This window comes from Rhodococcoides trifolii (assembly GCF_014635345.1).
GTDB lineage: Bacteria > Actinomycetota > Actinomycetes > Mycobacteriales > Mycobacteriaceae > Rhodococcoides > Rhodococcoides trifolii.
The window spans coordinates 1387337-1407147 of the sequence record NZ_BMCU01000001.1 but is presented as its reverse complement, the minus strand read 5'-3'; the positions used below and the strand labels follow the sequence as shown (position 1 = coordinate 1407147).

Below are 19811 nucleotides of genomic sequence, written 5' to 3'. Positions count from 1 at the left end.
ACCATGCCGACCGCCGAAGAAGGACTCGTCTCGGTTCTCGGCGACTTCGTCGGACAGCTCGACGACCGTACCGCGGCCGGTATCGCCGCAGCTGTCAGCCGCAGAATCCGTTCCGGCGCAGTGCAACCCGGTGAGCGACTCCCTACCGTCCGGGAACTCGCCCGCGAGCTCAAGGTGTCGCCGGCCACGGTCAACCAGGCATGGCAGGCACTCGCCGGGCTGGGGGTCATCGTCTCCCGCGGACGCGCCGGAACGTTCGTCACCGAACCGGGCGCACGAAACGGGACCAGATACTGGCGCCTGCATCCGCCGACGGAGAACGGTTTCACCGTCGATCTATCGCGCGGGACGCCCGACCCCGCGCTGCTGCCCGACCTGTCGACCGCGTTGAAGACGGTCGCCGGAACCGATCTCGCCGCCAACTACCTCGGCGATGCCGTCCTACCCGAACTCGACGCCGCCATGAGAGCGACGTGGCCGTTCGTCCCCGAACGGATCGCAGTCATGGACGGTGCGCTCGACGCCGTCGACCGCCTCCTGCGCGCCCATGTGCACATGGGCGATCGCGTCGTCGTCGAAGATCCCTGCTTTCCGCCGTTCCTCGATCTGCTCGCTCGCGTGGGAGCCAAACCAGTTCCGGTGCCGGTGGACAGCGAAGGTATGCGGGCCGATCTGCTGGCTGTCGCACTGCGCGTGCACTCACCCGCTGCCGTGATGCTGCAGACCCGCGCACACAATCCGACCGGAGTGTCGCTGACCGAGTCGCGGGTGTCTCGATTGGCACGCATTCTCGAGCATTCGGACGTCGTCGTCATCGAGGACGATCACTCCGGTGACGTTGCCGGGGCTGCCGATCTGTCGCTGGGTTCGTGGATTCCGGGCAAGGTGGCGCACGTGCGGTCCTACTCCAAATCGCACGGCGCCGATCTACGGCTGTCGGTGCTCGGGGGCGCAGCAGCCATCGTCGACGACGTGATCGAACGACGGATGCTGGGGCCCGGCTGGACCAGTCGACTGCTGCAGCGGTTGTTGCTGGCGATGCTGGACGATCCCGTCGCATCGGCCCGCGTCCGCGACGCCCGCGATACGTACCGAGCGCGAGCGGCGTCGTTGATCGACGCTGTGTCGTCTCGGGGCGTCGACGTCGGGCATGTCGACGGTTTCAACCTGTGGTTGCCCGTGCTCGACCAGTCGGCGGCCATGGTCTCGCTCGCCGCAGCCGGAATCAAGACTGCGCCCGGTGAGGTGTTTCGCGTGGCCGACTTCACCGATCATCATCTGCGCGTCACCACCTCGTCGTTGCAGGCCGGGGATATCGACTGGGTGGCAACGGAACTGGCGGTGGCTGCTCGTACGGAGCCGCAGTACGGTAGGCGGAGGTAGGTTTCGGCGCCGACAACCGAACTACCCCGTCACCTCCACCGGCAACTGGTCCAGCATCTGCACCGACGACCCGTCCCAGTGGTAGCGGACGAGGGCGGGGCCACCGGAATGACTCGCGGTCGATTCACCGGGCAATAACCACCCGTACGACGCCGTCACGGTGTCATCGCTTTCGGCCACCACGTCCGTGAAGCCGTACGACTTCGACGTCGCCGTTCCGAGATACGTGTTCTGGTTGAAGAACAGCACCGCAACCGGACTGCTTCCGGTCGCGCCGTAGACGAACGCCTTGGCCCACGACAGCGTCGCGCACGGGTTTCCCCGCTCGACGACGTTCCAGCCGCCGCCGTCGAACAGTTCCGGCAGCGAGGACACCGCACCCTGAATCGTCGAATCCGTGACGCACGAGTCGGGCTGTGCCGGAGCCGAAGTCGAGTCTGCGTAACCCTCTCTGTCGGTGACCTCCGGCGGTAACTCGTCGAGCATCTGCACCGACGACCCGTCCCACTGATAGCGGATCGACGCGGGACCGCCCGACAGTTGTGACGTTGCCTCGCCGTCGCGCAGCCACCGGTACGACACGGTCACGGTGTCGTCGGTCTGCGACTCCACGGACGTGAACGAGTACGACTCCGACGTTGCCGTACCGAGATACGTGTTGTCGTGAAAGAACAGGATCGTCACGGGGCTCGCAGCCATCGCCCCTTCGATGTGGGCGTCGACCCAGGACAGCGTGGCGCAGGGGTCGCCTTGTTTCGAGACCTTCCATCCGAAGCCGTTGAAGGGGTCGAGCGACGCCACTGCATCCTGAACGACCGAATCGTCGACGCAGGTGGGCGACGGGTCGGCGGCAGGGGCCTCGGTGGTCGCCGCCGGAGGAGTGGCAACCGTTGTCGTCGTCGCCGCCGACGACGGTGCCGCGGCGGGAGTACCGGTTTGCGAGCCGGCGCACCCCGACGCGACCAGCACGACGACGGCCAAGCCCCCGAAGAGCGTCACTCTGTTGCTCGTCATCCCGTCACCTCGACGGGAATCGATCCGATCGTGTCGACGGACGACCCGTTCCATTCGTAGCGCACCTGCACCGGGCCTCCGGTCGGCGAGTACGGGTCATCGCCGGGCAGAACCCACCGATAGGCCACCGTCACCGACGTGTCGTCGTGACTGACGAAACGCGTATATGCGTAGGCAGTGTCAGTGGCTGTACCCAGGAAGTTTCCGTCGTGGAAGAACAGAACGTGGACCGGTTGAGCCCCGTGCCAATCCTTCCCGTTCGCCTCCACGAGGAAGTACGTAAGTGTCTCGCACCTGCTGTCGACGGCACTGAGTTGCCACTGCCCGTCGCCGATCCCCGACGTGATCGCCCTCAGCATGTCGTCGTCCACACAGCGACCGGAAGACGGGGGAGGTGGCGGTTCCGTCGACGTGGTCGGCGCGGGATTCGGGTCCGGCGGGTTCAGCACTTCATCGGGAAGCTCGTCCAGCATCTCTACCGACGACCCGTTCCACCGATACCGCACCAGCGCGGGCCCGCCGGTCGGATTCGCGTTTGCGTCATCAGGATTGAGCCACTTGTACTGAACGGTCACGGTGTCGTCGGTCTGCTCGGCAACGGAGGTGAATGCGTACGGCCTCGATGTGGTCGTCCCGAGGTAACGCCCGTCGTGGAAGAACAACACGGTTTCCGGGCTGCTCCCCGTGGCGTCGACGATGGACGCCGTGGCCCACGACAGCGTCGCGCACGGATCGCCCTGCTCGTCGAGTCGCCACGCGCTGGCCATGAACGGTTCCAGCGAATCGATGCCCTGCTGCACGACGGAATCGTCGACGCAGGTCGGTGACCCTCCTCCCCCGACGGGTACCTCCGTAGTGGTCGGCGGGGGCGTAGGGCTCGAAGTCGTCGTTCCGGTCGGCGGTGACGACGACGATGGCGCGGTGGTTCCGGGTTCGGACTCCACTGGGCCACAACCCGACACGATCAACGCGACGACAGCCATGCCTGCGAGAAATACTGTTCTCATGCCCGGTCCATCAGGGCCGACAGACCAATCGTTACGTCGTTTCACGACCCGTCACCGAGTCGAGACCGAACCGAGCTGCCAGCGCTACCAGCGGTAGTCCAGGAACTTCCCGTCGAACGTCACCACCACGCGGTCGCCATCGGGATCCGGCCGGCGCGAGACGTCCAGCTTGAAGTTGATGGCGCTCATGATCCCGTCGCCGAATTCTTCGTGAATCAGTTCTTTCAAGGCCGGTCCGTAGACCATGAGCGCCTCGTGGAAGCGGTACATCGTGGGATCGGTGGGAACGGCGCCGTCCCACGGCCCGCGGTACGGCTGAACGGTGAGCGCCAGCGTGGTGTCGGCGTCCAGCTCGAGGATGGCAGCAACCTTCTCGGCGAGGTCGGCCGGCACCGGGTGCTGCCCGAGCAGTGCGGCGACGGTCCAGGCCGGCGCCCGGTCGATCGCCTCGGCGAGTTGCGCCCAGGTGACTCCGTGGCGAACCTTCGCCTCGAGTACTGCTTCTGCTGCCTTCTTCTTGTCGAGCGCCATCACGGCCCTTCCGATCAGCGGCCGCGGCCGGTGTGTCCTACTGTTCTGCGCAGCAGGAGGAGGTGCCGATTGTTGCAGCACGGCGACGTCATTGCAGGGCACCGCGTACAGAGACTCATCGGCCACGGTGGGTCGAGCGAGGTCTATCTCGCGGTCGACGAGAGCGGCACGGAGGTGGCGCTCAAGATCCTCACGGCCACCGAGTCCCACACGGAGTACGGGCGTAGCCGATTCGACCGCGAATTCACCATCGCGTCGGAGTTGCGCCACCCCAATATCGTTGCCGTGTACGGGCATGGCGTGTACGACGGCATCCCGTACACCTCGATGCAGTACGTCGAGGGTGTCACTGCGGCGCACTTGGCGTCGCGGGCTCCGGATCGTCGCCTGCCTACCGCCACGGTCGCCGACATCGTGAGCGATGTGGCCGCTGCGCTCGATTACGCCCACGAATGCGACATCGTGCACCGCGACGTCAAACCGACGAACATCCTGGTGTCCGCCGAACGGTCGTCGCTGACGGACTTCGGAATTGCACGTGTGCTCAACGACGTTCGACCGCTCAATCGCAACGGGCGCATTCTCGGCTCGGTTCCGTACGCGGCCCCGGAATTACTGCAGGCAGGTCGCCTCGACGGCCGCGCGGACGTGTACGCGTTGGCGTGCACATTCGTCGAATTGATTTCCGGCACGCCGCCCTACCCGCGTTCGACGGTGTTCGGCATCGTCTCCGCGCACCTCTCGTCATCGCCTCCGTCGGTGAGCTGGCGCGTGCCGTCGATACCGCGAGCTGTCGATTCGATTGTTGCCAAGGCACTTTCGAAGGACCCAGCCGACCGCTACCGCACTGCGGATGAATTCGCAACCCTCCTCGCACGCGCGATGTACGTCGACTCCCCGGTACCCGTGACCCCCGTTCACAGACGACGTTTCTGGCGGGCGCGCCGGTGATTTATTTACGAAACCTCGTTGTTGCATAAATGAATTCGGCAAAAGAAGGTCAGCCTGACCTTGCTGTTGCTTTCATGAAACGGGCGCTATCTTCGGTGCTATGACAACACTCGAAATGCCCCACGTCAGCGAATGTACGGTCAGCAGCTGTTCGTACAACCACGACGGATGCCACGCTTTCGCCATCAACGTCGGCGGATCGAACGGAAGTGCCGATTGCGGCACCTTCATCCCGCTGTCCACCAAGGGCGGACTCGACACCGTGTCCACCCAGGTCGGCGCCTGCCAGCGCGTCGACTGCGTCAACAACAAGGACCTCGAGTGCAACGCCGCGGCTGTCCGCATCGGCGCAGGCGAAGGTTCGGACACCGCGAACTGCCTCACCTACGAGAAGTCCTAGCTGAATCCCAGCACCCTCTGACCCCACACCTCGCGTAATTCCTTGTCGGGGTCGTCGACGAGCGAATCGTTGCCGTCGATCACCAGGGTGCGACGTCGTACATCGTCGTACGGCGCCCAATGTTTCGAGCCGTCCAACGCAGCAGGTACACCGTGCCACGCGAACGCCACCCAGCGTCGCTGAATTCGCCGGGATACCTGCTGCGCCGCTTTGCGTCCACCGAGCCAGAACGTCGGGTCGCGGTCGAACGTCCCGAAATTGCCGAAGACGTAGGGCAATTCGGTGGCGTGACCGGCGCCGACGCGGGCCGCGCGCAAGACCGGTGTTGCGTGGTCGAACCGGTAGACGAACGTTTGCGAATGCGTGCAGTGTGCCTCCGCGATCCACAGGCTGGGCATCCGAAAACCTGCGTCACGGGACAAGGCGATCGCGCCGCTGCTTTTCGGCAGGTCGGGATAGGCGGCCATGATCTCGGCCACGCGGGCCGGCGCCAGGTCGGGGTGATCGACGGCGATGGCGTCGAACATCTTGGAGACTGTGTCGGACGTGACGGGCATCAACGGCGACCGCATCAACCGGAACACCGACGCCTCGTCGTGATTCGATCCGATGATGAGCGGAATCTTGTGCGAGAAGCCCTTCTGGAACGCGGCCACCGGATAGCGCGGGACGATGTCTCCGTCGACCACCGGGGCCAAACCCAGTGTGCCGGGCACCTTCTCGGGTATCTCGTAGACGAGCTTCTCACTCGCCTCCACAATTTTCTCGAACGGCATCGTTCGTAGTTCCGACGCCCTGTCCTTCGACAGTCCGACCAGTTCCATGAACCGCCGCGCGACGGTTTCCGCCCGGTCCGGTCCATAAACGGACGTCGCGGGCGAGCTCTGCGCAATCGCCTTGTGGAAGAGCCCCTCCGCTTTCGGAGACGTCATCAGCGTCGTGATGGAAGCGCCGCCGGACGACTCGCCGAAGACCGTCACATTGGCCGGATCTCCACCGAACGCCTCGATGGACGACCGCACCCACTCCAGTGCGAAGATCTGATCTCGCAGGCCGATATTGGTGTCGAACGTGTCGGAGACGGACGACAGATCGACCCAGCCGAAGGCCCCGACTCGGTAGTTGATCGTCACGATGACGACCTCCCCGAGGTGCGCGAGGTTGCGGCCGTCGTAGATCTTCTGGGCGGAGGACCCCAGCGCGTACGCGCCGCCGTGGATCCACACCATGACCGGTCGGCTCACACCGTCGGGACGCGGCGCCCACACGTTGAGCGACAGGCAGTCCTCTCCGATGACCATCTTCGGATCCATCGGGACCGGACCGTCGCGTCCCTGCGGCGCCATCTCGCCGAAGTCCTTGCCGTCGAGCACGTCGGTCCAGGGCTCGCGGGCCACCGGGGCACGAAAACGGAGATCACCGACGGGTGGTGCTGCGAAAGGGATGCCCTTCCAGCTGACGATGTCACCCTCCGCGTAGCCGCTAACCTGCCCGCTGGGTGTGTCGACGACGAGCGAATCCGTTCTCACCGACGCCATCGTACAAACGACCGAGGTCGTCCCGACCACTCAGGAAACGAGACGACCCAACGCGAGGTAGGCGACGGGCGAGTAGCCCAGTACCAGCGGGGCCAGACCGCTGACGGTCAACCACGTCCTGGTCCCACGCTGCCCGCTCCCCCGCACGGCGTCCTGGACTCCGTGCTCGAGAGTGAGGCCCAGCGATTCGGGGCCGACCCAGGCTCGCCACAGCCAGGTCCGCGCCGGTTCGTCGACGACGAGAACCTCGAACGTCACTTCGACCGCGAGCGGTCCGTGGACGGTGCCGGTGGTGCCGTCTCGCAAGCGGTCGTCACTGGCGTCGACCCCTCGTATCTGTGGCGACCACGACGTCCACAACAAGGGGTTCATGTAGCGCTCCCACACCAGGTCTGCGGGCGCGGGCCCCGTCTTCTGCAATGTGGTCTGCACACGAGGTATTCGGAAACGGCTACGGTTTCGATCATGGCCAACAGGTGTGGGCGAGTGGCAATCGTCGTCGGGTGCGCCGCGGCGGTGCTGAGCGGGTGTGGCGGCACCACCGTCGAAGGAAATCCCCGCGGAGACGGAAGCCCGCCGACCACAGCCACGACTCGCGCGCCGACGTCGACGACGACCGGATCCAGCGCGCCGAGCACCACGACGACATCGACCACCGCCTCCACCACGAGCACTACCACCACGACCACCACCGCCCCGGCCGTCGACCCGTCGACGTACGCCGGATCCGTGTCGGGCAGTTACTTTTTCACGTCTCCGAGCGGCAAGTTCAACTGCGGGATCATCGGCGGTGAAGCGCAGCCCTCGGCGGGGTGCCAAGGTGACCTGCCCGCCGACGCCCCGAAGGTGGACGGCAGTGGATCGCCCGGAACATCGGTGTTCCCGAACTCCATCGAGGTGGCGGGCGGCGAACCCGGCCGGTTCGTCAGTCTCGGCGACCCGAAGTACACCGATCTGGACGCGCCCGCCCAAGCGCTTCCGTACGGGGCTCCGTTGTCGGCCAACGGTTTCACGTGCGCAGTGGACGAGGCCTCCGGTGTCACCTGTACCGATTCCGACGAGCACGGTTTCACCGTGTCTAACACTGCGTTCAGGGTCTTCTGACCAAAGCGTCTCAGGGCGGGCGTAGGGTGCGAAAAGTAACCGCAACTCACCTGGAAAAAGTAGGCGCACTATGACCACTCAGGCGTCAGCCAACCACACGGCAAAGGTTATCGGTGTCACCATTGCCGCGGCCGTCGGTGGATTCCTCTTCGGCTTCGACAGCTCCGTCATCAACGGCGCCGTCGACTCCATTCAGGGCAATTTCGGTCTCGGTGAATTCTTCACCGGGTTCACCGTGGCCGTCGCACTTCTCGGCTGTGCGGCCGGCGCATGGTTCGCCGGTTCGCTGTCCGACCGGTGGGGTCGTAAGAAGGTGATGCTGCTCGGTTCCTTCTTGTTCATCATCAGCTCGGTGGGGTCGGGCTTGGCCTTCAGCGTGCCCGATCTAATGGTCTGGCGCGTTCTCGGCGGTCTGGGTATCGGCATCGCGTCCGTGATCGCGCCCGCGTACATCGCCGAAATCGCACCCGCACGGATGCGAGGCAGCCTCGCCTCCCTTCAGCAACTTGCCATCACCATCGGCATCTTCGCCGCACTCTTGTCCGACGCCGTACTGGCCAACACCGCGGGCGGCGCGTCGAACGACCTCTGGTTCGGAGTCGAGGCGTGGCGGTGGATGTTCATCGTCGGCGTCATCCCCGCCGTGATCTACGGCGTGCTCTCGCTGCTCATCCCCGAATCGCCTCGTTACCTCGTGGGCAAACACCTCGACGAAGAAGCCGCCGAGATTCTCGCGAACATCACCGGTGAACTTCATCCGAACGAGCGCATCCACGAGATTCGACTGACCCTGCGGGCCGAGCAGAAGTCGTCCTTCGCCGACATTCGCGGGCCGAAATTCGGGTTGCACCCGCTGGTGTGGGTCGGCATCGTCATGGCCGTCCTGCAGCAATTCGTCGGCATCAACGCGATCTTCTACTACTCGACGACGCTGTGGAAGTCGGTCGGCTTCACCGAGGATCAGTCGTTCACGACGTCCGTGATCACCTCGGTCATCAACGTTGCCATGACGTTCGTGGCCATCCTCTTCGTCGACCGTGTCGGTCGACGCAACCTGCTGATGGCCGGGTCGATCGGCATGTTCGTCGGTCTGATCATGGCGGCCGTGGCCTTCTCGCAGCAGATCGGCAGCGGCGACGAGGTCAGCCTTCCCAGTCCGTGGGGCGTCGTCGCGCTGATCGGTGCCAACCTGTTCGTGGTCTTCTTCGCCTCCACCTGGGGACCGGTCATGTGGGTGCTGCTCGGGGAAATGTTCCCGAATCGGATGCGCGCCATGGCCCTGGGCATCGGTACCGCGGCGAACTGGATCGCCAACTTCGTTATCTCCCTGCTGTTCCCGTCGCTGACGGAGATGGTCGGACTGTCCATCGTCTACGGCGGTTTCGCCTTCTTCGCCGCAGTGTCCTTCTTCTTCGTCAAGCGCAACATCCCCGAGACGAAGGGGATGGAACTCGAAGACATGAAGGCCTGACAGCCGCTGCTTTCACCGACCCCGCACCTTGAGGTGCGGGGTCGGCTGCGTGCAGGCCGGAGGCCGGCCGGTTTGATGCTATCTTCAAGGTGTTCTTTGACACGGGGTGCTTCGCCGACAGGGCGAGGCTGAGATGACACCCGAGAACCTGATGCAGGTAATTCTGACGAAGGGATGTCACAGCTGTGACTGCTGTACCTGATACGCGTTTCACCGACGATCTGTGGCTGCAGACCAAAGCTCTGCGTGAGCAGATCGACGAACTGGACTTTCTCCGGCGCCTCGGTGACGGGACGCTTCCGCTGGATGCGTTCCACACCTACATCGAGCAGGACGGCCTGTACCTCGAGGGGTACGCGAAAGCACTGGCACTCCTTGCCTCCCGCGCTCCCGACGCCGAGAGCGGGGCGTTCTGGGCGACGTCGTCCGCGACGGCTGCGGTGGTCGAGAAGTCGTTGCACACCTCGCTCCTCCCCGAGCGACCCGATGGCCCGAGCGCACATTCGCAGTCGTGCCTCGGGTACGTGTCGTTCCTGATCGCCGCGGCCGCCACCGAGTCGTACGGTGTCGCTGCCGCCGCTGTCCTGCCGTGCTTCTGGATCTACGCGGAAGTGGGCCGCGATCTGGCTGCGTCCGCGCAGGACGTTCTGGCGAGCGACCCGAACCATCCGTACGCGCGCTGGGTCACCACCTACGACGCCGAAGAGTTCCAAGAATCCGCACGTCGAGCACGCGAATTGGTCGACGCCGCAGCCGAATCCGCAACGGGAGGCGAGCGGGCGAAGATGGCCGGCGCATTCGTCGTCGCCATGCGCTACGAACTCCTGTTCTGGGACACCGCCTTGCACCCACAGCCTTGGCCCGCGTCGTGAAGAAACTCATCGCGCTCGCCGCCGCCGTCACCATGGCGCTCACCGGGTGTGCCGCGTCGGACTCGGCGAGCCCGGACACCATCGACTTCGCTCTCGACTGGACCCCGAACACCAATCACACGGGCCTCTTCGTCGCTCAACAGGAGGGTTTCTTCGCCGACGCCGGGCTCACGGTGAACGTGTTGCCGTACAACAACACCTCTCCCGACACCCTCGTCGATTCCGGAAACGCCGAATTCGGGATCAGCTTCCAGAGTTCGGCGACTTTCGCTCGGGCGGCCGGCGCACGTACCGTCTCCGTCCTTGCCCCACTTCAGCATTGGGCCACCGGTATCGGAGTACGCGCGGACCGCGCGGACATCACGAGCCCTAAAGACCTCAGCGGCAAGACGTACGCCGGGTTCGGCGACGCCGGTGAGGACGCGACACTGAAACAGGTCATCGCAAACGACGGTGGCAGTGGCGATTTCGAGACGGTCGTGCTCGGAACCTCCGCCTACGAGGCGGTGTACAACGGCCAGGCCGACTTCACTGTGTCCTACGACGCGTGGGAAGGCCTCGAGGCTCAGCGCGCGGGTACGCCCATGAAGTACTTCCAGTACACCGACTTCGGGTTCCCGGACGCGTACGCCATCGTCGTCAACGGTAACGAGCAGTGGCTCGCGGAGCATCCCGACGAAGCGCGAAAGTTCGTGCAGGCGTTGCAGAAGGGTTACCAGTTCGCGGCCGACAACCCGGACGAGGCAGCGCAGGATTTGATCGACGCCAACCCCGGCGCGTTCACCGACGAGGATCTGGTGCACGAAAGCCAGAAGGTACTGGCCGAGAAATACATGCTCGACGCCGATGGGCGAGTCGGCACCCAAACCCTGCAACAGTGGACCGGCTACTCCGACTTCCTCTACAAGGCAGGCGTTCTCACCGACCAGAGCGGCGCACCACTGACGGCCGAACCGGATTGGTCGACGTACTTCACCGATGACTACCTCGCAACGGACTGAACGGTGGGGTCGGTTCGTGCCGGCACTGGTGGTCGTCGCGGCACTGCTCGTGGTGTGGCAGGTGTACGTCGACGTGGCAGGCGTTCGCCCGCAGATCCTGCCGTCGCCCGGACGGGTGGTGTCGCAGGGCTGGTCCCAGCGAGACGTGATCGCCGGACATGCATGGTCGACGCTGAAGGTCACTCTCCTCGGGTTCGCGCTCTCCCTCGTCGTCGCATGGATTCTCGCTGTGCTGGTGGACTTTTCGCCGTGGCTGCGGCGTGCGCTCGTTCCTCTGTTCGTCGTCTCCCAAACGCTGCCGATCATCGCGATCGCGCCGCTGATGATCATCTGGTTCGGCTTCGGCATTCTGCCGAAGCTCCTGGTGATCGCACTGGTGACGTTCTTTCCCATGGCGCTCGGCCTGATCGAAGGATTCGGCTCTGCCGACCGTGACGCCGGTCGGCTGCTGCGCAGCATGGGGGCGTCGAACACACAGGTGTTTCGCTACGTGCGACTCCCGTCTGCGATGCCGCGTTTCTTCACCTCGCTGCGTATCGGGATCACCTATGCCGTCGTCGGTGCGGTGTTCTCCGAATACGTCGGTGCGACATCGGGTCTGGGCATCTACATGAGCCAGCAGAAGAATTCCTTCCGCACCGACCTCGTCCTCGCCGCCGTCGTGGTGACCGCAGTCATCAGTGTTGCCCTGTTTCTCCTCACCTACCTCGCGGAGCGTCTCGTCGCACCGTGGGTACGAGCGGACGCGTCATGACGGTCACGCTCGACGAGGTCGTCAAGTCCTACCCCGGAACACCGGTGCTCGACGGCGTCAGCCTGACGGTGCACCCGGGCGAGTTCGTCTCGATCATCGGGCCGAGCGGCTGCGGAAAGAGCACGATCTTCAACCTGCTGGCCGGACTCGACTCCCCCGACTCCGGGACCGTCGACGCGCCTCGCTGCGGATACATGCCGCAGAAGGACCTTCTGTTCCCGTGGCGGTCGATTCTCGACAACACCAGCCTCGGCCTCGAGGTTCAGGGCGCGGGCAAGAAAGAGGCGCGGGAGCAGGCTCGAGAACTGTTCGGCGTCTTCGGACTTGCCGGGTTCGAGAACGCGCGTCCGCGCGAATTGTCGGGTGGAATGCGTCAGCGCGCCGCGCTGCTGCGGACGGTGGTGCAGGGCCGAGACGTTCTGCTGCTCGACGAACCGTTCGGTGCGCTCGATTCTCTCACCCGCACGTCGATGCAGGATTGGCTCCAGGGGGTGTGGCAGCAGTATCGGTGGACGGTACTCATGATCACTCACGACATCCGCGAAGCGATCTACCTCTCCGATCGCGTGATCGTGTTGTCGCAGCGACCTTCTCGGGTAGTGACGGAGTTGTCGATCGAGTTGCCGCGACCCCGAGGTGTCGACGTGATCACCACCGAGGATTTCGCCCGATACGAACGACGATTGCTTGCCGTGCTGCACGCGTAGATTGGCTGCCATGACGACACGGGTCGAACATCAGCAGGACCGACAGCGCTTCGAGATCTTCGACGGCGACACCTTGGCCGGGTATTCCGAATACGTCGAGCACGACGGGGTTCGCGACTTCAACCACACGGTCACCCTGCCGGAGTTCCGCGGCCGCGGGCTGGCGGCGACGATCACCGAGTTCGCGCTCGACGACACCCGAGATGCCGGCGCGAAGGTCGTTCCGACGTGTTGGTTCGTCCGCGACTTCATTGCCGCCTCGGACAAGTACACCGACCTGCTGGCCTAACGCGCGACGCGTGCCGCCTCGGTGCGGTTCCGTACGCCCAGCTTGGACAGCACGTTCGACACGTGGACGCTGACAGTCTTGACGCTGATGAACAGACGGTCCGCGATCTGTTTGTTCGTCAGGCCCTCGGTGATCAGGTCGAGCACGTCGCGCTCGCGTGGCGTCAGGGTGCTCGGCATCGGTTCGGCCACTACGTCGTGCCGGACGGGAATTCCCAACTCCCGGTAGATCTCGAGCGCGGTTCGCCGCGACTCGACGTCACCCGCTTCGAACAGACACCGGGCTTGTTCGTACGGCTGCTTGACGAACAGTGCGGCGGTATCCAGCCACGCCGTCCGCGCGGAGTCGATGTCCGAATGATCCAGCAGCGCAGTCAGATGTGTCTCCTCGGCTGCCAACCTGGCCGTCCACGCCCGTGTCTCCCATCCCTGCTCACCGCCCAGCGACGCCGCGTAGTCGATGGTGAGGCGCCCGTCCACGAAGAATCCCGACGCGCGAGTGCGGGCCGCGTCGGCGGTGAGGGCGCCGCTGACAAAGCCGGCTCGCACGGCGGAGGCGCCGAGCGAGCTCAGGCGCAGCCTGGCCGCGAACCACGGGTTGTGCCACTGCTTGGCAACCAACGCCACGCCGGTGACGACGGCGTCCATCGCCTCCGAGCTTCGACCGTGAAACATGTTCAGGTCGAACAGGGCCGACGCTGCCTGGAGGGTGATGAGACCGTCCTGTGAACCGAAGTCCCACACCGCGTTCACGTCGTCGGCGACGGTGTCGTCGCCCCGAGCGGCACGCGCCGGCAGGCCCGCTGCACGCAGTTGGGCGCGGGCCAGCGCGGGCGCATCGCGCCCGGTCAGGTCGACGGCTCTGAGCACGTCGTCCCATTTTCCGAGGTAGTACAGGCTCGTTGCCCGGTGCACGCGGGCCAAGGACGCGTAGAGATCCCACGACCGTCCCGATTCTTCGGCTACGGACACGGCGGACGCGAACGAGCGCAAAGCAGATGAGAAGTCACCCTCGTCGAGATCGAACATCCCGATGTTCATCAACGAGCGAAGATGCGTACCCACCTCGCCGTTCTGCTCGGCCAGCGATGCCGACTCCGCCAGAAGCTGCCGGGCCCGCTCGGGATCGCTCAATCGCTGATGCATGCGCGCCAGAGTGATTCGCGCATCGGCCGACAGCGCCGGCTTGTTCTGGTCGGCGGCAATCGCGATGGACTCGCGCGCCCACGCCAGCGACTCGTCGTAGCGCCTGAGCGATTCGGTCGCACGGGCTGCGAGGGCTGTCAACCGTGCTCGCCATTGAGGATGCGCGTCGAGCGTTGCGACGTCGAGTGCGGACATGGTCCACTGCAGAGCTTCGACTTCGCGCTCCACCTCGAACGCGGCACTCGCCCCGGCGTAGAGAAGCTCGATGCGCTCCAGGTCGTCGGCGCCGCCACCGATGCGCTCCAGTTCGCGCCGAACCACCGACAGGGCCCGCATCCCCTCTCCTGCAACCCCCGCCGCTTCCGCGTAGTCGAGCACCAACCTCGTCTCCGTGGGTTGGTAACCGTCCGAGAACAGCTCCAGTGCGGTGTCGAAGTGAGCCATCGCCTCGCTCGGTGCAGGGATTGTCATGGCCTCACGGCCCGCGCGAACGTGGGCGGAGTAGGCGGTCGGCAGATCGTGTGCCAACTCCGCGTGCCGAGCCAGATCGGCTGCAGCGCCGGGGTGTTCGTGGCCGGGCAGGATCGAGGCGAAGCGGGTGTGCAGCCGATTGCGCTGCCCTGGTAGCAGATCGGAGTAGAGGGCCTCCCCCAAGAGTGCGTGGCGGAATCGATAATACGAACCGGACACCACGGCAATCTTCGCGTCGACCAACTCGCGCAGAGCGGGTTCGAGGATCTCGTCGGATACCTCCACCACACCGGCGAGAACGTCCTGCGCCGAGCGGGGGCCGGCCACCGCCATCGCGTCGGCAACGCGGTGAGCAGTCTCCGACAACCCGTCGACACGCACCAGGAGAACATCGGCGAGGGCCGGCGGAATCACCGAATCACCGCGGCTACGAGCCGCTTCCAGCTCCTCGAGAAAGAAGGGGTTACCACCGGACCGGTTCACGATCTCGCGTCGTCGTGGATCGGACCGCTGCCCGGCCTGAATGGATTCGAGCAATCGATGCGAGAGCTCCCCACTGAGCGGCTCGACGTCGACGCGGCGGACGGTGGGCATCCGCGTCCATTCGGAGAGCGTCGGGCGAAGAGGGTGGCGGCGATGTAGATCGTCGCTTCGGTAGCTCACCACCAGCGATACCCGGTCGGTTCTCAGGCGAGCGAACAAGAACGACAACAACTCTCGTGTCGACGTGTCCGCCCAATGCACGTCCTCGACGATCAGCAGGACAGGCTGCTCGTCGCCGATACTCGTGACGGCGCCGAGCACGGAGTCGAACAACAGGCCCCGGCTGGGCCGCTCGTCCGCCGTGTCCGCGCCGGGATAGAGCCGAGAGGCGGACGGGTAGGTGAGGCGGATGCTCTCGGCACGTTCGGGTTCCACGTGCTGCAATCGAGCAAAGATTTCGGTGAACGGGAGGTAGGGCGCTCCCATGCCACCGAGGTCGAGGCAATGGCCGACGAGAACGGCCCAGCCACGCTCACGCGCGCGGGACGCGAACTCGGCCAGCAACCGCGTCTTGCCGACACCAGCGTCTCCGGAGACGACCGCGATCGAACGGTCGGCGTCTCCGAGGCCGTGCAGAAGCGCATCCATTTCGGTGCTTCTGCCGATCAGGGGACTGGTGGGGAGCACGCGCTCATCATTGCGCACCCCGAGGGCGGGGTCTATGCAGTTACCTGTCGATGCGTCGGGGTGTGGGTGTGGCTGTCGACGAAGTAGTACAGCCGCTGCCAGATACTCGGGCGAGACGGGCTTGCCTTGGCACGCTCGCGGCGCCGGTAGGCGTCGAGCGAACGGGCGACACGGTTGTTGTATTCGGTGAGGGAATCGTATGTGGGGTTCATGGATGTAACCGTCGTCCGATGCGTTCGCCGGCACATCGGACGAACTCCCGAACCTTTCGCCCGTGTTGTTCCCTAGGGAGGGTCAGGCATCCCTAGGGGTTTCGACGATCGTCATGACCGACTCTTTTCGCAGATCGAAACCGAGCTGGGTGTAGAGCCGGATCGCACCGACGTTCGCCGCCGACGCGTGCAGGAACGGCGTCTCCCCGCGGGCAACGATGCCGGCGCCTACCGCCCGCATGAGACGGGTCGCCAGGCCCTCACCGCGGAAATCCGGGTCGGTGCATACGGCGCTGATCTCGGTCCATCCCGCGGGGTGCATGCGTTCCCCGGCCATGGCGATCAGCCGTCCGTCGCGGCGGATACCGAGGTAGGTGCCCAGCTCGATGGTTCGATCGAGGAACGGGCCGGGTTTGGTGCGGGCGACGAGATCGAGGATGTCCGGCACGTCGGAACGTCCGAGTCGCGTTGCGTCGGGTTCGGGCGCAGTTGCGAACAGCTCACCGGTCATCTGGACCAGACCGAACTGGGAGACCAAGCGCCACCCGCTGGGCGGCGTCGGGTTCTCGAGTTCGATGAGCGGCAGCGTGACACCGGGTCCGCCGAGCGCGGCGAGATCGGCCCAGTCGTCGTCGGCCATCAGTAGTGGGTGCGCGATGAACGGCGCCACATCACGCTGATAGCCCGCGACGTTGCCGTGGGTGACGCGGAACCGGCTGTGTGCTCCGTCGAGCGCAGAGCGGACCGGAGTATCGAGTGGGGAGTAGTCACGCACTCGCGACACGATACTTCCGGCCACGCCCTGTCAGCGCTCGCGGTCTCACCTCCACACCGGGACCAGGGCGCGGAGAATCGACTTCGACTTTCGGACAACGGGTTTCGATTCGACAGACTTGCTGCGCTCGTACGCGAGCAACGACCGTTCGACCCTCTGTCGGTGTTCACGGACGAGGTGTTCGTAGTGGTTCATGGTGGCGTCACCTCCTCTCGGGGGCAGCGGAAGTAGACGGGTCCCGTCACAGGGGTCCGTCGAGAAAGGGGGTGGTGCGACTAGCGCACGAGCGGCAGGTTCTAAGCCTGCGAGGCGACTCGGAGGATCGCGGAGGTACCGCGGCGCTGGAAGACGATGTTCGTGTTCACGCGGATCACCTCGCTCTGCTCTCTCAATTCGGTGGACTCATCATGCCCGGGGAGGGCGGGGCAGCGCCACCGAATTAAATTGTCGGACCTGCGGACGGGCCGGAGGCCGGTTTGTGTCGGACCTGCGGAAGGCCGGAGGCCGGTTTGTGTCGGACCTAGCAGCTACGGTCCGCTCATGACTGATGTCGACGATTTCGACCGCTCCGTTGCCCTGGCATGGCGCGGCTGCCGAGGTGCGCTTGCCGATCACGTTGCGGAGATGCGCGACGGTGACACGGTGCTGCTGATCGCAGTGACGGACGACCCCGAGGAGGTGACCGCTCCGTGCGTGCAGCTGTACGCCTGGGACGACGCGAGCGGCCCAGAGGACGGTCCTAGTCGGTTCGTGCGGTGCGAGGTGTTGTCCAATCACTACCTTGCGGACGATCGAAAGCTGACCCCGGCGGACGAGGCTTCGCTGCGGTCTCTGGGGTTTGCGGATCCCGTCGTGGGGCCGGAGTCGACGTCGGAGGAGCCGAGCAACTGGTTCCTGGACCGCCCGCGATCGTTTGCCGACGAGGTTGCGGCCGCGGCCGTCGCCGTCGTCAGGGACGTGTTCTGCGTTCCGCACCCGGTGTTCCTGGAGTCCGAGTCGTCGGGTGCCGACTTCACCGTCTCCGACCCGCCGCCGCGGGCATCGCTCGATCTTCGGGCCGCGGTCACGATCGTCTCACCCGATCACCGCCGGTCGCTGATCGAGGACACCCTCGAACAGATGTTGGGTTTCGTTCCCCCGGTCGACGAGGACGGCGACATTCCGCTGCGGCTCGGATCTGCGTGGATCTACCTGTGCCCCATGGACGATGCGCCCTTCGTGCAGATACTCGCGCCCATCGCGGCGGCCGTTCCCGACGTACGCAGTGCGGCGGCGATCGTCACGGAGATCAACGCTCGGTGGCCGCACGTCAAACTGCTGCTGCAGGAGGATCGCGTCGTGGCGACGATCGAGATGTCGGTGATTCCGTTCGTGCCGCAGCATCTACTGGACATGCTCGCCGTGATGGAGCGGTTCGTGGCGGAGGCTGCGCACGATGCCGTGATCGCCCTCGACGCGGTCCCCTACATCGATGCCCTCGGCAACGTCACCTCGATGGAGAACGATTCGTCGGTCCTGCCGCTGGAGCTACGGGCGCTGGTCGAGTTGGTCTGGCAGCACGGGGACGGTGTGGACGTGGACGACGTCGTCGTCCTCGGCGATCGGGACCGGCCCACGATCGGTTGGTACCTGAACTTGGCGCAGGAACAGACACACGCGGCCCGGGAGCGCGCGGAGGCCACCGACGATCGCCGGATCATGCGCGCGGCGTACGAGGACCTCGCAGTGTGGGAGACCACCGTGGCCCTGTTGACGGCTGCGCATCGCCGATTGGTCGTCGGGGTCGAACCGAACCGTGAGGTGTTCGGCAGCCAGTTGGAACTCTTTCGCAACCCGGGTGAGAACACCCTGTTCGACTAGCGGGCAAGGCGGCGGGCTCGCGCACCGGACGCAACTGCAGCCAACACCGCCAGAACCAGCATCGGCGGAACGACGCCCACCGAGGGTTCGATGAGCACGAGGAGAACGGGCAGACCGAAACCGAGGTAGGTGCCGATGTAGAACAGGCCGGTCAGCGACCCTCGTATCCGCGGCGGCGCAAAGGATTCGAGATCGAGCAGTCCTGCTCGGAGGCACAGCCCGTAGGCTGCGCCGAGCACGAGCAAGCACACGGCGAACAACCACACCGGTGGGTGCGACCCGCCTGCTGCCACCAGTAGATAACCCACCGCCGCGAGCCCCGCTCCGGCGACGCCGGTGCGGGGTCCCCAGTTGCCGCGCCTCGCCGCCGTCTGCACGGCGATGCCGGTGATCAGGGCCGTGCCTGCGGCAATTCCGGACAGAAGGGGACCTTCGAGTTCGGTCGGCATGCGGGACGGCAAGGTCACGAAGGCCAGAGTCACACTCGCAAACACCCAGAGCGACATGGGCAGGGACCAGCTCAGGGCCGACGTCGCCGAGTACTCGCGGTCGTCTGTGGTCGCCGCGGTGGCCGACGAGGTAGTCGGGACCCTGCTCCACAGGACGGCCGACACGATCGCCACCGCCGAAACGACCGCCGAGACGATGAACGGAAGCGCGATGGGCTCCGAGGAGAACTGGCCCACAATGCCGCTGACCAGCGGCCCGAAGGCAAACCCCGCCGTCAGGAACACCCCGGCGAGAACGGTGCCGACAGAACCACGAAGATCCGCGGCCCACGCGGTTCCGGCTCCGATCGTCAATCCAGCTCCGATTCCCACCACGAGGCGCCCGATCAACAGGCCGGTGGAGTCGTGCCAGAGCAGAAGGGACACGGTTCCGGCCGTGGCGACAACCGCCCCTGGAATCACCACGGGTGCGCGGCCGACTCGGTCGGACACTGTGCCGCCGAAGAACAGGCCCGGCAGCAGACCCAGCGCGTAGATCCCGAAGACTCCGTCCAGCAGCGCGGCGGACAGGCCTTCGGATTCCTTCAGTGACGGAATGACGGCGGCGAAATGGTTTGCCGCCCAACCCGTCGTGAGCAAGACCGCGAGTACCGATGCGAATGCGCGATTCGTCACTCGTTCATTGAACCAGCAACGTGGCTCGGTAC

At 65.4% G+C, this 19811-nt stretch carries 19 protein-coding genes, 1 pseudogene and 1 riboswitch; of the genes and pseudogenes, 11 read left to right on the top strand and 9 right to left on the bottom strand.

What is annotated here, in order from left to right; translation table 11 throughout:
• Positions 1 to 3 precede the first annotated feature (3 nt).
• Positions 4 to 1383: an aminotransferase class I/II-fold pyridoxal phosphate-dependent enzyme gene (locus tag IEW02_RS06565; RefSeq protein ID WP_188543821.1), complete on the top strand. Its 1380-nt coding sequence runs from the start codon at positions 4 to 6 to the stop codon at positions 1381 to 1383.
• Positions 1384 to 1404: 21 nt separating this feature from the next.
• Here the strand turns inward: IEW02_RS06565 and IEW02_RS06560 are convergent, their stop codons facing one another.
• From IEW02_RS06560 to cynS, 3 genes are all read right to left on the bottom strand, one after another.
• A complete protein-coding gene (locus IEW02_RS06560) occupies positions 1405 to 2397 on the bottom strand; it encodes an LppP/LprE family lipoprotein (RefSeq protein ID WP_188543820.1) in 993 nt (330 codons plus the stop codon).
• Positions 2394 to 3404, bottom strand: coding sequence for an LppP/LprE family lipoprotein (locus IEW02_RS06555; protein WP_188543819.1), 1011 nt, complete (start codon positions 3402 to 3404; stop codon positions 2394 to 2396). Before IEW02_RS06555 ends, IEW02_RS06560 begins: the two co-directional genes overlap by 4 nt.
• Before the next feature lie 84 nt (positions 3405 to 3488).
• Positions 3489 to 3935, bottom strand: coding sequence for a cyanase (cynS, locus tag IEW02_RS06550; RefSeq protein WP_188543818.1), 447 nt, complete (start codon positions 3933 to 3935; stop codon positions 3489 to 3491).
• A 69-nt stretch (positions 3936 to 4004) separates the two neighbouring features.
• On the opposite strand from cynS, the gene IEW02_RS06545 reads away from it, so the two are divergent.
• Together IEW02_RS06545 and IEW02_RS06540 are read left to right on the top strand one after the other, a co-directional pair.
• Positions 4005 to 4886 carry a serine/threonine-protein kinase gene (locus tag IEW02_RS06545; RefSeq protein WP_188543817.1) on the top strand — a complete coding sequence of 294 codons (882 nt, stop codon included), beginning with the start codon at positions 4005 to 4007 and terminating at the stop codon, positions 4884 to 4886.
• A gap of 100 nt (positions 4887 to 4986) precedes the next feature.
• A complete protein-coding gene (locus tag IEW02_RS06540) occupies positions 4987 to 5286 on the top strand; it encodes a DUF1540 domain-containing protein (RefSeq protein WP_188543816.1) in 300 nt (99 codons plus the stop codon).
• On the opposite strand, the gene IEW02_RS06535 is transcribed toward IEW02_RS06540, so the two are convergent.
• Both IEW02_RS06535 and IEW02_RS06530 read right to left on the bottom strand, forming a co-directional pair.
• Entirely contained in the window at positions 5283 to 6824 is a 1542-nt protein-coding gene (locus tag IEW02_RS06535; protein WP_188543815.1) for a carboxylesterase/lipase family protein, read from the bottom strand. The two genes, IEW02_RS06540 and IEW02_RS06535, sit on opposite strands and share 4 nt — an antisense overlap.
• A 30-nt stretch (positions 6825 to 6854) precedes the next feature.
• A complete protein-coding gene (locus IEW02_RS06530) occupies positions 6855 to 7256 on the bottom strand; it encodes an SRPBCC family protein (RefSeq protein WP_188543814.1) in 402 nt (133 codons plus the stop codon).
• 33 nt (positions 7257 to 7289) lie between these two features.
• On the opposite strand from IEW02_RS06530, the gene IEW02_RS25085 reads away from it, so the two are divergent.
• From IEW02_RS25085 to IEW02_RS06495, 7 genes and pseudogenes are all read left to right on the top strand, one after another.
• Positions 7290 to 7928 (top strand): hypothetical protein, encoded by a 639-nt coding sequence (locus IEW02_RS25085; RefSeq protein ID WP_229745806.1) that lies wholly within the window; start codon positions 7290 to 7292, stop codon positions 7926 to 7928.
• Between the two features lie 67 nt (positions 7929 to 7995).
• Positions 7996 to 9399, top strand: a pseudogene (locus IEW02_RS06520) (sugar porter family MFS transporter); the annotation flags it as partial.
• 92 nt (positions 9400 to 9491) lie between these two features.
• Positions 9492 to 9591, top strand: a riboswitch (TPP riboswitch).
• The gene (locus tag IEW02_RS06515; protein WP_188543812.1) at positions 9585 to 10271 is read left to right on the top strand and encodes a TenA family protein; all 687 of its coding nucleotides are present in this window, start codon (positions 9585 to 9587) and stop codon (positions 10269 to 10271) included. (Overlaps the previous riboswitch by 7 nt.)
• Before the next feature lie 32 nt (positions 10272 to 10303).
• Positions 10304 to 11272 carry an ABC transporter substrate-binding protein gene (locus tag IEW02_RS06510; RefSeq protein ID WP_188544068.1) on the top strand — a complete coding sequence of 323 codons (969 nt, stop codon included), beginning with the start codon at positions 10304 to 10306 and terminating at the stop codon, positions 11270 to 11272.
• Positions 11250 to 12026 carry an ABC transporter permease gene (locus IEW02_RS06505; protein WP_188543811.1) on the top strand — a complete coding sequence of 259 codons (777 nt, stop codon included), beginning with the start codon at positions 11250 to 11252 and terminating at the stop codon, positions 12024 to 12026. Before IEW02_RS06510 ends, IEW02_RS06505 begins: the two co-directional genes overlap by 23 nt.
• Entirely contained in the window at positions 12023 to 12733 is a 711-nt protein-coding gene (locus IEW02_RS06500; RefSeq protein WP_188543810.1) for an ABC transporter ATP-binding protein, read from the top strand. The genes IEW02_RS06505 and IEW02_RS06500 overlap by 4 nt, the downstream gene beginning before the upstream one ends.
• Positions 12734 to 12743: 10 nt before the next feature.
• On the top strand, positions 12744 to 13022 hold the full coding sequence (locus IEW02_RS06495; RefSeq protein ID WP_188543809.1) for a GNAT family N-acetyltransferase: 279 nt from the start codon (positions 12744 to 12746) through the stop codon (positions 13020 to 13022).
• On the opposite strand, the gene IEW02_RS25425 is transcribed toward IEW02_RS06495, so the two are convergent.
• From IEW02_RS25425 to IEW02_RS06480, 3 genes are all read right to left on the bottom strand, one after another.
• Positions 13019 to 15808 carry a helix-turn-helix transcriptional regulator gene (locus IEW02_RS25425; protein WP_188543808.1) on the bottom strand — a complete coding sequence of 930 codons (2790 nt, stop codon included), beginning with the start codon at positions 15806 to 15808 and terminating at the stop codon, positions 13019 to 13021. The two genes, IEW02_RS06495 and IEW02_RS25425, sit on opposite strands and share 4 nt — an antisense overlap.
• Positions 15809 to 15840: 32 nt before the next feature.
• On the bottom strand, positions 15841 to 16020 hold the full coding sequence (locus IEW02_RS06485; protein WP_188543807.1) for a hypothetical protein: 180 nt from the start codon (positions 16018 to 16020) through the stop codon (positions 15841 to 15843).
• An 82-nt stretch (positions 16021 to 16102) separates the two neighbouring features.
• Positions 16103 to 16795, bottom strand: coding sequence for a GNAT family N-acetyltransferase (locus tag IEW02_RS06480; protein ID WP_229745805.1), 693 nt, complete (start codon positions 16793 to 16795; stop codon positions 16103 to 16105).
• Between the two features lie 540 nt (positions 16796 to 17335).
• On the opposite strand from IEW02_RS06480, the gene IEW02_RS06475 reads away from it, so the two are divergent.
• On the top strand, positions 17336 to 18655 hold the full coding sequence (locus IEW02_RS06475; protein WP_188543805.1) for a T3SS (YopN, CesT) and YbjN peptide-binding chaperone 1: 1320 nt from the start codon (positions 17336 to 17338) through the stop codon (positions 18653 to 18655).
• Here the strand turns inward: IEW02_RS06475 and IEW02_RS06470 are convergent.
• Positions 18652 to 19779, bottom strand: coding sequence for an MFS transporter (locus tag IEW02_RS06470; RefSeq protein WP_188543804.1), 1128 nt, complete (start codon positions 19777 to 19779; stop codon positions 18652 to 18654). The genes IEW02_RS06475 and IEW02_RS06470 overlap by 4 nt on opposite strands.
• Positions 19780 to 19811 lie beyond the last annotated feature (32 nt).